This is a genomic window from Rheinheimera sp. 1928-s, from assembly GCF_029269265.1.
Lineage (GTDB): Bacteria > Pseudomonadota > Gammaproteobacteria > Enterobacterales > Alteromonadaceae > Pararheinheimera.
On sequence record NZ_JARIXP010000004.1, the window covers coordinates 368,022 to 380,676 of the forward strand.

At 47.1% G+C, this 12,655-nt stretch carries 11 protein-coding genes; all 11 read right to left on the reverse strand.

Annotated elements, in window-relative coordinates:
• The 11 genes from P3C17_RS11990 to flhB all read right to left on the reverse strand — a co-directional run bounded on the left by P3C17_RS11990 (position 1) and on the right by flhB (position 12,654).
• Complete coding sequence (locus P3C17_RS11990; protein WP_300929657.1) at positions 1-990, reverse strand: flagellar motor protein MotB; 990 nt, start codon at positions 988-990, stop codon at positions 1-3.
• Entirely contained in the window at positions 991-1,734 is a 744-nt protein-coding gene (locus P3C17_RS11995) for a flagellar motor protein (RefSeq protein WP_300929658.1), read from the reverse strand.
• Complete coding sequence (locus P3C17_RS12000) at positions 1,727-2,923, reverse strand: chemotaxis response regulator protein-glutamate methylesterase (RefSeq protein WP_300929659.1); 1,197 nt, start codon at positions 2,921-2,923, stop codon at positions 1,727-1,729. The genes P3C17_RS11995 and P3C17_RS12000 overlap by 8 nt, the downstream gene beginning before the upstream one ends.
• Before the next feature lie 11 nt (positions 2,924-2,934).
• Positions 2,935-5,121, reverse strand: a complete 2,187-nt coding sequence (locus tag P3C17_RS12005) for a chemotaxis protein CheA (protein ID WP_300929660.1) — start codon at positions 5,119-5,121, stop codon at positions 2,935-2,937.
• Positions 5,122-5,136: 15 nt separating this feature from the next.
• Positions 5,137-5,889, reverse strand: coding sequence for a protein phosphatase CheZ (locus P3C17_RS12010; RefSeq protein WP_300929661.1), 753 nt, complete (start codon positions 5,887-5,889; stop codon positions 5,137-5,139).
• 25 nt (positions 5,890-5,914) lie between these two features.
• Positions 5,915-6,298, reverse strand: coding sequence for a chemotaxis response regulator CheY (gene cheY / locus P3C17_RS12015; protein ID WP_026349410.1), 384 nt, complete (start codon positions 6,296-6,298; stop codon positions 5,915-5,917).
• Positions 6,299-6,340: 42 nt separating this feature from the next.
• The gene (locus tag P3C17_RS12020; RefSeq protein WP_300929662.1) at positions 6,341-7,060 is read right to left on the reverse strand and encodes an RNA polymerase sigma factor FliA; all 720 of its coding nucleotides are present in this window, start codon (positions 7,058-7,060) and stop codon (positions 6,341-6,343) included.
• Entirely contained in the window at positions 7,057-7,890 is an 834-nt protein-coding gene (locus tag P3C17_RS12025) for a MinD/ParA family protein (RefSeq protein ID WP_300929854.1), read from the reverse strand. The genes P3C17_RS12020 and P3C17_RS12025 overlap by 4 nt, the downstream gene beginning before the upstream one ends.
• A gap of 40 nt (positions 7,891-7,930) precedes the next feature.
• Entirely contained in the window at positions 7,931-9,337 is a 1,407-nt protein-coding gene (flhF, locus tag P3C17_RS12030; protein WP_300929663.1) for a flagellar biosynthesis protein FlhF, read from the reverse strand.
• 10 nt (positions 9,338-9,347) lie between these two features.
• Positions 9,348-11,453, reverse strand: a complete 2,106-nt coding sequence (flhA, locus tag P3C17_RS12035) for a flagellar biosynthesis protein FlhA (RefSeq protein WP_300929664.1) — start codon at positions 11,451-11,453, stop codon at positions 9,348-9,350.
• A gap of 73 nt (positions 11,454-11,526) precedes the next feature.
• Positions 11,527-12,654: a flagellar biosynthesis protein FlhB gene (gene flhB, locus P3C17_RS12040; protein ID WP_300929665.1), complete on the reverse strand. Its 1,128-nt coding sequence runs from the start codon at positions 12,652-12,654 to the stop codon at positions 11,527-11,529.
• Between the last annotated feature and the right edge of the window lies 1 nt (position 12,655).

Here is a 12,655-nt window from a genome sequence, read left to right on the forward strand (position 1 = left end):
TTACTGTTCCTGCTCAATAGGTGGCTCTTCTTCGCCCGGTTCAGGCGGTCTGGTTGTGATCCGTATGCCACCATGAGGTAAGCGGATCACCCTTACTTTATTCTGTTCTTGCTGTGCAGTTTCTTCCGCTGCTTGCTCTGACGCAGTTTCTGGTTCAACTGGCTGTGGCGTTTCGACCACTGCGGGTTCGTACGCATATTTTGACAAAGCTATCACTACCTTGCGGTTTTGACTGCGCCCTTGAGCAGTAGAGTTGTCTGCAAAAGGAGAATGCTGCCCATACCCTTCAATCGCCATACGCTGTGGTGCAACACCTAACTCTTCCAGTAACCGGACTATAGACGCAGCCCGGGCAACTGACAATTCCCAGTTCGATGGGAACTGTTCGGTGCGAATAGGTACTGAGTCAGTATAACCCCGCACTCTCATAAAATTGTCTGTCTGCTTTAAGATAGCAGTGAGTTCAGCCATCACAGCTGAAGCAGAGCTGTTTGAACTGGCACTGCCACTACCAAACAACAAACCACTATTAAGTTCAACTGTTAACCAGTCTTCATCAAGGCTCACTTTAGCTAAGCCCGAATCAACCAGGCTGCGTAAAGCGCGATTGATGTCTTTTTGCATCCCAGCCAGAGGGCTGCCCAATTTTGTTCTGTCGATCTGTTCCAGTTTAGAGTTGTCAGCCAGCAAAGTTGGGCCTGTCGCTTGTTCTAAACCTGAACCATATAATTCAAAATCACTTTGTGGATGGATATCAGGCTGCACCGATTGCCCCTGAATACCCGTCTGTTTTTTCTCTGTCGCTTCGACAAACACCTTAGAAATAGTGTCCTGCAGTTTCTTAAACTGCTCCCGCTCCATGGTAGACATTGAATAGAGCACGACAAAAAGCGCAAACAACAAGGTCATGTAGTCAGCGTAAGACACCAGCCAACGTTCTGCATCTGATTTGTCCGCTTCTACAGCGACAGAACGGCGAGGTCTGTACATTTAAGTAGCTCTGTATGCCTGAAGTTTGGATTCCACACTACGAGGGTTTTCTCCTAGCGCTATAGAACACAAGCCTTCGATCACCATCGAATGAAACAACGCACGCTCTTCAACCAATACTTTGATTTTATTAAATACCGGTATAAATACAAAGTTAGCCAAACCTACCCCATAAATAGTAGCAACAAAAGCTGTAGCTATCCCCTGTCCTAATTCGTCCGGGTTAGAGATATTCGATAAGGCCAGAATAAGGCCAAGTACAGCACCTACTATGCCTATAGTCGGACTATAGCCGCCCATAGCTTCAAATACCTTAGCAGCTCTTAATAAGCGCTCTTTCTCCAGATGCAATTCGGTGTCTAGAATGTCCTGCAATATCTTGGCTTCGGTGCCATCGACCAGCAAGTTCAAACCGCGTTTTAATAAGGGTTCTTCTTCATTCAGCGCATCCTGTTCTAAGGATAAAAAACCTTGCAGACGAGCGGAATGTCCCCATTGGGTAATACGTTCGATAGTGGAGTCAAACTCAAGTTTAGGTGGTCGAATGACCCAAGGTAGTAGTTTCATACTCAGTTTAAACTGCGCAGCCGGGCTTTGAATCAGCACTGCGCCTAAAGTACCGCCAAAGACGATACAAAAGGCAGGCCAATGCAACAGGCTCAGAACGTCGCCACCTTCCTGACTGAAGCCGCCGACTATGGCCACTAACGCGAGAATAATACCGGCAAGAGTAAGCTTATCCATGACCTACTTCAGCAACTATTCGGGCTGCCACATCAGATAACGCCACTTCAAGATCTGTTAAACCTGCAGCCGTCACGGCCTGCGGCATGCCATACACCACACAACTAGCTTCATCCTGCGCCCAGATCCGGGAGCCGGATTGTTTCAGCAAACGTGCACCTTCACGGCCATCCGATCCCATGCCTGTTAACACTATGGCCAGCACCTTGTCATTAAAAACTTTAGCGGCTGTACCAAAAGTGATATCTACACTGGGTTTAAAGGTAATACGAGGAGAGTCATCTTCACGTACCCGAAGTCTGGCCTGATTTTCATTGCCATCCACCAGCATTTGTTTACCACCAGGTGCCAGATAAGCCACTCCCGGGCGTAAAATATCGTTGTCTGCGGCTTCTTTGACTTCAATTTTTGCCAGACCATTTAACCGGCTGGCAAAAGCACCGGTAAAGGCTGCAGGCATATGCTGAATAAGCACTATAGGCAAAGGAAAATTGGCAGGCAGCGCCGTGATGATTTGCTGTAAAGCAACAGGACCGCCTGTTGAAGTACCAATGGCGACCAGTTTGTAATTTTTCCCGCTGGAGTCATAACTGCCTCCACGTTGTGATTCCGCACGTTCAGCCGCCCGGCTCTGAAGTTCAGCACGTTCAGCTAAAGCTCTGGCAGCCAAACTTTGAGCCAAAGGCGCTCTGGCTGGTATGGCTGTTGAACTTGCAGCAGGCGTTACTGGAGTGCGGGATGCTAAAGTCGAGCTGGCAGACCCGGTTAAACTGGATGGCCTGGTGATCACTCGCCTTCTGGCCACAGTTTTCACACGCTGGCGTAATACATCAGCAGCTTCAGCTTTATCGCGGGCTATGTCTTCAAATTTTTTCGGTAAGAAATCGATAGCGCCAGCTTCCAGCGCATCTAAAGTTGCCTTCGCGCCTTCATGGGTTAAAGAGGAAAACATCAGAATAGGCGTGCGTTGTACCTTTAAGATTTCACGCACGGCCTGAATGCCATCCATCACCGGCATTTCGATGTCCATCGTAATGACGTCTGGACGTAAGGCTAAAGCTTTTTCCACCGCCTCTTTACCATTATTGGCGGTGGCAATGACCTCTAACTCGGCATCCTGACTCAGTATTTCCGTCAGACGGCGACGGAAAAAACTGGAGTCATCAACAACTAATACCCTTATGGTCATAGTGCACTCTCTTAAGCTGAGAATTTGTCAAAGCGATCAAATTTTATTTTGGAGCGTTTGGCATAATGCTTCAGCAGGTTAGGCACATCTAAAATCAGCGCTATACCGCCGTCTGATGTGATAGTTGCGCCAGCCATACCCGGAGTACCTTGTAATAAAGCATCCAGAGGTTTGATCACCACTTCTTCCTGACCAATCAGAGAATCCACCACAAAACCAATTTGCTGCGTGCCTATTTGCACGATCACCACATGACCTTGTTCGCGACGTATCTTCTTGCTTGAACCTTTGACCAGCCAATGCTCGAGATAAAACAGTGGAATAGCTTTGTTCCTCACAACGATCGTCAACTGACCATCGACATTGTTGGTTTTGGCCAAATCCAGATGGAATATTTCGTTGACTGTCGCCAATGGTAAGGCAAACGTTTGTTCGCCCACTATCACCATTAAGGTTGGCAATATCGCCAGTGTCAAAGGAACCTTAATTTCTAATAAGGTGCCCTGACCTAACTTGGAATTAATATGCACTGTACCGTTTAACTGGGTAATTTTGGTTTTCACCACATCCATACCCACACCACGGCCAGAAATATCGGAAATCTGCTCTTTGGTGGAGAAACCTGGGGCAAAAATCAAATTAAAGGCTTCAGTATCCGACATACGGGCTGCTGCATCAGGTTCAAGTACACCACGTTTAATCGCAATGGCTTTGAGTTTTTCCGGATCCATACCTGCACCATCATCAGTGATGGTTAACAAAATATGATCACCAGCCTGCGATGCCGCTAATCGGACCAAGCCTGTACGAGGTTTACCCGCTTTAACCCGAACATCCGGCATTTCAATACCATGGTCAACCGAGTTACGCACCAAGTGGACCAATGGATCGGCCAGAGCTTCCACCAGGTTTTTATCTAAATCTGTTTCTTCCCCTTCCAGCACAAGGTTAATATCCTTTTGCAGAGAACGGGCTAAGTCGCGTACAACCCGCGGGAAACGGCCAAATACTTTTTTGATCGGCTGCATCCGTGTTTTCATCACTGCGCCCTGTAAATCGGCGGTGACTACATCCAGGTTAGCAATGGCTTTGCTCATTTCTTCGTTCTGAGCAGAACCTGATAAGCTCACCAGACGGTTACGAACCAACACCAATTCACCCACCATATTCATGATCTGGTCAAGGCGTTTAGTATCAACACGGACTGTAGTTTCTGGTTGGTTGGCGGCGGCTTTAGGATCGGCATCCGGATCTTTTGGCGCTGCGGCTACTGCAGGAGCTGGTTTTGGCGCTGCAGGAGCTGCTGCTTTCACTGGTTCAGCAGCTTTTGCCACAGGAGCTGGCGTTACCGCAACAGGCGCTTTGCCTTTGCCATGTAATTCATCCAGCAAGGATTCAAATTCGTCATCAGAGATATCATCACCTGACGCCGCTTTTGATTTTTCTGCTGGTTTAGCAGGAGCTTTTTCGGCCGGCTTAGATGCAGCAGCTGCAGCTTCGCCAGGGATAAAGGACCCCTGACCATGCAGTTGATCTAAAATGGCTTCAAACTCGTCATCTGTAATATCTTCACTGGCCGTTTCTTTGACAGCAGGTGGAGGCAGATTGGCTGACGTATCACGGCCAGGAGCTCCTGCACCATGTAATTCATCCAATAAAGATTCAAATTCGTCGTCACTGATTTCATCAATAGAAGAGCTTTCAACAGCCGGAACTGTGGCAAACTCAACCACAGCATCAAATTCTTCCATGCTGATTTCAGCTTCTGGTTCAGGTTCTGCAGCAACATGATGAGCCTGTTCTTCAGACTCAGGCATGCTCAGGCGATGCAAAGCTTCAATAATAGCAGGGTCAGCCGGAGTCAGAGGCTCGCGGTTTTGCACATCGGCAAACATAGCGTTGACCGCATCCAGCGCCTGTAAAATAACATCCATCAATTCGGCAGTGACACGACGTTTACCGGTCCGCAAAATATCAAACACGTTTTCGGCGCCATGGCAGGCGTCAACTAATTCAGTCAGCGATAAAAATCCAGCGCCACCTTTAACGGTGTGGAAACCACGGAAAATGGCATTTAATAAATTTGCGTCATCCGGATTATTTTCCAGCTCAACCAACTGCTCTTGCAGTAGTTCAAGGATCTCGCCGGCTTCGACTAGGAAATCCTGTAAAATATCCTCATCTAAATCAAAGCCCATGCTACAGCTCCCCTTTTAGAAACCTAAACTTGATAATAAATCGTCCACATCATCCTGACCGGACACCACGTCATCACGCTCTGCTGCGTTAATAATAGGGCCTTCAGCTTCGTGACCTGCTTTTGGTTTTTTCGCTACGGCTGGTCGTTCTTCCATGCTTAAATTGGTTTGACCAAAGGCCGTTAATAAACCAATTAAGCTGTCTTCCACTTCCCGGACCAATTCAATGACCCGCCGTAAAATCTGACCTGTTAAATCCTGATAATCCTGAGCCATCAATACTTCAGTCAGCCTTGCATGTAAGGTAGCAGAGTTTCCGGTGGCCTGATGCAAAAAGCCATCAAGATTGTGACATAAGGCTTTGAACTCTCCGACTTTTAAGTCGCGGCTCATCAGTTTTTGCCAATGAGGCAAAATAGATTTCAGGTGAGAGTTCAGCTCATCAGCAATAGGAAGACAGTTTTCGACCGCGTCCATGGTTTTGTTTGCGGCTTGTTCTGTCATATCAATGACGTGATTCAGACGTTTTTTCGCATCTGGAATATCATCTTCCAGCAGCGAACTTAAGGATGGATCGATTTGAAAACTTTTAAGCGAGTCGTGTAATTGCCGGGTTAGTTTTCCAACCTCGGCAAACAACTCAGAAGAACCCGGAACAGCCAGCTGTTGCACCAGTTGGTTAGCCGATTCGGTTTCGCCGAATTCGAGTAACTGAACCAGTTCACGGGCCTGTTCTAAAGAAATCAAGGGTGCCGTAGCTACAGACATGGTGTACTCCTTTGTCAGTTACGGTTTAACCCAGGCGTTCAAATACTTTAGCCAGTTTTTCCTGTAAGGTTGCAGCAGTAAAAGGTTTAACGATGTAACCGTTCACTCCAGCCTGAGCGGCTGCAATGATCTGTTCCTTTTTCGCTTCAGCAGTAACCATCAGCACAGGAATATGTTTCAGCTTTGCATCAGCACGAATCGCACGTAACAAATCTATACCCTGCATGCCTGGCATGTTCCAGTCAGTGACGACAAAATCAAAATCACCGTTTTGCAGCATAGGCAAAGCAGTACTGCCATCATCAGCTTCAGACACGTTGGTGAAGCCAAGATCTCTTAGCAGGTTTTTAATAATGCGTCTCATGGTTGAGAAATCATCAACCACAAGAATTTTCATATTCTTATCCAAAATCCCCTCCGGTGAGAGCCCAAGCTGGACTAACTCAAACTATTACAACCAATCCTGCATTCTGGAGCGCAAGCGCACCAGCGCCTGGCTATGAATTTGACTGACTCTGGATTCACTGACATCCAGTACAGCACCAATCTCTTTCAAATTTAGTTCGTCATTATAATACAGCGACAACACTATAGCTTCTCGCTCCGGTAAGCTACTGATATTTTTTATCAACGCCTGTTGAAATGCATCAGTTGCCTGTTGTTCGTACAAATGATCTTCATCTTTATCATTTGCCGTCACTAACACATCATCCGAGATGCCCAGATCTTCGATACCAATAATGCGACCACTGCTGGCGTCACTAAGCATATGATGATACTCATCTAAAGATATATCAAGTTTTTCAGCAACTTCACTATCTTTTACATCACGACCCAGTTCAGATTCAAGTTCAGAAATGGCTTCAGCTATCATGCGGGAATTGCGGTGGACAGAGCGTGGAGTCCAATCGCCACGGCGAATTTCATCCAGCATAGAACCACGAATACGAATACCAGCAAAGGTTTCAAAGCTTGCACCTTTGCTACCATCAAAATTCTTTGCTGCTTCAATCAGACCAATCATGCCGGATTGAATTAAGTCATCGACTAAGACACTGGCGGGTAAACGGGCTAACAAATGGTAAGCAATACGCTTTACCAAAGGCGCATGCCGCTCAACCATAAGTGTCAGTTGATCCGCGGCACCGTAGGCCGCAAGTTTGCTATTCAAACCAGACCTCTCGCTTCAGGTTGTTGCACCAGTTGTTCCAGGAAAAACTCCAGATGACCTGAGGCCACAGGAGGCACAGGCCATTGCACAGCGCGGGTGGCTAAGGTGCGGATAGCCAGAGACGCCGGAGTTTTTGGAAAGGCATCGACAAAAGCTTTTTGCTTACGTGCCGCTTTTCTGACGTTTTCATCAAAAGGAATAGTAGCGACTAATTCCAGACTGACATCTAAAAAACGGTCGGTCACACGACTTAGCTTAGCAAATAACTCCTGACCCTCTTTTAAGCTGCGAACCATATTGGCGACAATTTTAAAGCGTTGTACACCATGCTCGCGACTTAAAATTTTCATCAACGCATAAGCATCGGTAATGGAAGAGGGTTCATCACAGACCACTACCAACACATCCTGCGAAGCACGGGAAAAGCTTAATACCATATCGGAAATGCCTGCGGCAGTGTCGACCAGCAACACATCAAAACGGGTGCGCATTTCGCTAAAAGCACGAATAAGACCAGCGTGTTCTACTGGTTTTAATTCGGTCATGGACTGAGTGCCGGAAGTCGCAGGTACAATTTTAATACCAAAAGGGCCTTCAATCAGAATGTCATCCAGCTCAGCTTCGCCGGATAATACGTGAAATAAGTTTTGCTGAACCCGAAGCCCAAGCATCACGTCACAGTTGGCTAACCCAAGGTCAGCGTCCAGTACTAATACTTTTTTACCCAACTGAGCCATAGCCATGGCGAGATTCAGCGTGACGTTAGTTTTACCCACGCCGCCTTTACCACCTGTCACCGCTATGACTTTTACCATCTGTTGTTGGTTCATTCTTCTCAGGCCACTGGCTTGATCATCATTCATCGGAAGATTATGCATAGGTTCCTTCCACCCGGGCAGTCGTGTCTGAATACCACTGATAACCCGTACTACTGTTAGAGGTCCGTAACTGCTCTGCCTTGGCAACCATTGTTTTTGCGTCTGCCATTTCGATGTCTTCAGGGACTCGTTGGCCATGGGTCAAATAACTGACCGGTAACGCATTTTGTATTGCCACGTTAATGATTTCTCCCAAACTTAAGCATTCATCAAGTTTGGTGAAAATACAACCCGCTAATGGAATACGTTTGAAATGTTCAACGGTTTCCTGCATCACGCGAGCTTGAGATGTTGCAGACAATACCAGATAACTTTTTATTTTGACACGCGAATTATGCACTAAGGACGCAAGTTTTTCAGCAAGACGAACGTCACGCTGGCTCATTCCTGCGGTGTCAATCAGTATTAATTTACGTTGTTGTAACTGATTTAACAGCATGGCTAACTCTTCGCTGTCTTTCACTTGTTTGACCGGGCAACCAATAATGCGGCCAAAAGTCGCTAACTGCTCGTAAGCCCCGATACGAAATGAGTCAGTGGTAATTAAAGCGACCTGATCAGCACCGTGACGTTTAGCAAACTGAGCGGCCAACTTAGCCACAGTCGTGGTTTTACCCACACCCGTTGGACCAACCAGAGCCACAACTCCACCACGGCGCATAATATCGTCATTGGTGGTGATCAACTGCCCTGTTAACAGCTCTAATGCGCTGTCCCAAGCTTCAGAGTCACTGATATCCTCTGGCATAAAGCAGGCAATCTGATCCGCCACAGGTTCAGATAAACCCAACGCCAGCAGTTTTTCAATCACCATGGCACGTACAGGTTCACGACGCGCCAGATCCTGCCACATCAAACCAGAGACCTGATGTTGCAATAGCTGTTTCATCGATGACATTTCGCTGCGCATCGCATCGAACTGCTTTTGCATCAGTTTGGCTTGTTGCTCCTGATAGCGGGTTAATTCGTTTAAATTTACCGCAGCTGCGCCGGAAGATTGACGTTCAACATCAGAAGGTGCTGAATTTGAAACCGAAAATAAGGCATTGGTTGCAGCAGCCGTTTTTGCAGCCGCCATTTTATTGGCAGAGATAGCCTGAGCAGCTGCTGGTTGTTTACTGATTTGACGGGCGAGCAAAGCTTGCAGAGAATCGGCAGGCACTTGTTCTGGTTCATCATCAACTTTGATATTCAAACGACTGCCTACCGCAGGCTGAGCTGTGGCCTGAACTTCAGGCTGTTCCTTAGCTGGCGCGGCCTCCGGGTCTATCGCTGCAACAATTTCAACGCCGCCAGCCACTTTTTTATTCGACAGAATAATGGCATCAGGGCCTAAAAACTCTTTGACTTCTGTCAGAGCGGTACGCATATCTTTGGCAACAAAGCGTTTGATTTTCATAGCTTAACTCCTAATTCGACTGGCCTACCACACTGACAATACGGATTTGTTTGTTGTCAGGGATCTCTTGGTAGGACAAAACCCGTAATCCTGGAATACTGTACTTCACGAATCGTGCCATAACTGATCGCAAAATGCCGGATGTCAATAAAACTGCAGGTTCACCGGCCAATTCCTGATTCTGACAAGCTGTAGCTAAAGACTGCTGAATACGTTCTGCCAGGCCTGGCTCTATGCCTGCACCGTCATTACCTGCTGACTGCATCGACTGATGTAACATCTGCTCCAGATCAGGCGCAAAGGTAATGACCGGCACTTCAGGCGCACTGCCCACCACTTCCTGAATAATCAAACGTTTTAACGCCACACGGCACGACGCCGTTAACACGTCAACATCCTGACTCTTGGCGCCATAGTCCACCAAAGTTTGCACTATGGTGCGCATATCGCGGATAGGCACGCCCTCATGCAGCAGGTTTTGCAACACTTTGACCACAACAGTCAGCGGCAGCGTATCAGGTACTAAGGCATCCACCAGCTTAGGAGAAGATTTGGCCAGCATATCCAGCAGGTTCTGTACTTCTTCATGGCCCAGCAACTGAGCGGCGTTATTGGTTAAAATCTGGCTTAAATGGGTGGCCACTACAGTTGCAGCGTCCACTACTGTGTAACCTAAGGTCTGTGCATGTTCACGCTGGTTTTTTGCTATCCAGACCGCTTCTAAGCCAAAAGCAGGATCTTTAGTGGCTATGCCTTTGACAGTACCAAACACCTGACCCGGGTTGATAGCCAGCTCGTTATCATGCCGAAGCTCTGACTCGCCCGTTGTCACCCCCATCATGGTGACTCTGTAGGTATTGGGTTCTAAATCCAGGTTGTCACGGATATGCACTGCAGGAATAAGGAACCCCAGTTCCTGAGATAATTTTTTGCGCACGCCTTTAATGCGGGTCAAGAGTTCACCGCCTTGGGCTTTATCGACCAAAGGAATTAAGCGGTAGCCGACTTCCAAGCCAATAGTGTCAACTGGCTGCACATCGTCCCAGCCAATTTCTTTGACAGGAGCCACTTCAACAGGAGTGGTCATTTCAGCCTTTTTAATAGCTGCAGCTTTTTCTGCTGTTGGGTTTTCCACTCTGTACAGGTAATACGCAGCGCCGCCAACAATAGCAGCTAAGCTTAAAAAAGCGACATGCGGCATGCCAGGCACTATGCCCATAATGACAAGGATAGCTGTGGCAAGAACCAGCACTTTGAAGTTACTGAACTGGCCAGCCATTTGAGTGCCAAAATCACCATCTTTGTTTTGACGGGTGACGATAATAGCGGTACCGACCGACAACAACAGGCCAGGTATTTGAGCAACCAAACCATCACCTATGGTCAGCAAAGTATAAATTTCAACGGCTTCCATAAAAGGTAAATCGTGCTGTAACACACCAATGACTAAACCACCGATAATGTTAATGACCATAATAACGATACCCGCCATCGCATCGCCTTTAACGAATTTGTTCGCACCGTCCATTGAACCGTAAAAATCGGCTTCTTCGCCTATTTCTTCCCGGCGTTTACGGGCCTGCTCAGCGTCAATGAAACCTGCGTTTAAATCGGCGTCTATTGCCATTTGTTTACCAGGCATCGCATCTAAGGTAAAACGGGCTGTCACTTCAGAAATACGGGCAGCACCAGAGGTCACTACCATCATATTGATGATCACAAGAATAATGAAAACCACAAGACCCACAGCGTAGTTGCCACCAATCACTACTTCACCAAAGGCCTCAACCACTTTACCCGCAGCATCAGGACCATTATGACCTTCAAGTAAAATCACCCTGGTACTGGCGATATTAAGAGTTAAACGCATAATAGTAGCCACCAGAATAACGCTGGGGAAAATGGCAAAATCTAAGGGTTTCCTGGTGTAGATAGTGATTAATAACACCACTAATCCCAGGGTAATGTTAAAAGTAAATAAAATATCCAGCATCAAAGGCGGCAGTGGCAATACCACCATAGCCAGAGCGGCCAGGATCATTAAAGGAGTGCCAATACCTTTGATATAAGACAAAACTTCGGGGTTAATACGGGAAAATACTTGGGTCATCGACATAAAAAGCCTGACAAATTACTGACGCTACAGGCTGTTATACAAAAACCGTTCCACTTACTCAGGGCTCTGCTACTTAATGCCGATAATCTTCAGGTATAGGTAAGTCTCTCGCCAGATTTTTCGGACGTTTTCCTTTGCCTTTTTTGTACATATTCAACTGATAAACGTAAGCCAGTACCTGTGCGACCGCAGCAAATAACTGCTCCGGAATAGGATGATCAAGTTCAGTGGTATAAAAGATGGAGCGGGCTAAAGCGGGCGATTCGAGCACCGGCACTTTGTTTTCATCGGCCAAACGTCTGATGTATAGCGCGACTTCATCTGCACCTTTGGCGACAACAACAGGAGCTCTGAACTTCGCCTGATCGTATTTAAGCGCCACAGCAAAGTGAGTCGGGTTGGTGACAACAACATCTGCCGTAGGAACAGCGGCTATCATTCGGCGCCGGGCAGCCTGATACTGCAAGCTACGAATACGGCCCTTCACCCTGGGATCACCCTCAGAGTTTTTGTACTCGTCTTTGACTTCCTGCAGTGTCATTTTTAATTCTTTATGATGTTTCCACAACTGATAAGGAGTATCAATTGCTGCAATCACAATAACGCTGAAACAAATACCAAAAAATACCCAGGCCAGAATTTCTGCTGATGCAAAAATATCCTCCGGATTGGTCATCAGTGATAACGCCATAATATCGTCGAAAAAGGTCGCGAGTAGTGCGAAGGTTAAACCACCAATCACCAGCACTTTGGCGATACTTTTAACCAGCTCCACCATAGCCTGCAAACCAAACATCCGTTTAATGCCTGCGCCAGGGTTCAGTTTGCTCCATTTAAAACCAACGGCCTGCCAGGTAAAGTTGTAGCCACCTACCAGAACACTCCCCACATAAGCTGCCAGCATAATTAGCAGGAAAAACTTCAGTAGCCCGGGGAAAAGTTCAAATAAGGCATCCCCCCAGACCGAAAACATGGAATAGGGATTAAAGATGTCTTTTTCATCCAGCGACAATAAACGACGACAGACTTCCAGCACAGACCCTGCGATTTCTTTGCCGAAGATTAAAAGACCGGCACTGCTCCCTACAAGCACAGCAAAAGTGGCTAAATCCTTGGAGCGCGCCACCTGGCCTTTTTTTCGGGTGTCTTCCAGTTTTTTACTGGTGGGTTCTTCGGTTTTTTCCTGACCAGAGGTTGCCATA

What these genes read in the sequence shown, in the direction of transcription:
- P3C17_RS12025 (WP_300929854.1), bottom strand. Translation starts at nt 7,890, where the DNA reads ATGAACCAACAACAGATGGTAAAAGTCATAGCGGTGACAGGTGGTAAA.
- flhF (WP_300929663.1), bottom strand. Translation starts at nt 9,337, where the DNA reads ATGAAAATCAAACGCTTTGTTGCCAAAGATATGCGTACCGCTCTGACA.
- P3C17_RS12005 (WP_300929660.1), bottom strand. Translation starts at nt 5,121, where the DNA reads ATGGGCTTTGATTTAGATGAGGATATTTTACAGGATTTCCTAGTCGAA.
- flhA (WP_300929664.1), bottom strand. Translation starts at nt 11,453, where the DNA reads ATGTCGATGACCCAAGTATTTTCCCGTATTAACCCCGAAGTTTTGTCT.
- flhB (WP_300929665.1), bottom strand. Translation starts at nt 12,654, where the DNA reads ATGGCAACCTCTGGTCAGGAAAAAACCGAAGAACCCACCAGTAAAAAA.
- P3C17_RS12000 (WP_300929659.1), bottom strand. Translation starts at nt 2,923, where the DNA reads ATGACCATAAGGGTATTAGTTGTTGATGACTCCAGTTTTTTCCGTCGC.
- P3C17_RS11990 (WP_300929657.1), bottom strand. Translation starts at nt 990, where the DNA reads ATGTACAGACCTCGCCGTTCTGTCGCTGTAGAAGCGGACAAATCAGAT.
- P3C17_RS12010 (WP_300929661.1), bottom strand. Translation starts at nt 5,889, where the DNA reads ATGTCTGTAGCTACGGCACCCTTGATTTCTTTAGAACAGGCCCGTGAA.
- P3C17_RS11995 (WP_300929658.1), bottom strand. Translation starts at nt 1,734, where the DNA reads ATGGATAAGCTTACTCTTGCCGGTATTATTCTCGCGTTAGTGGCCATA.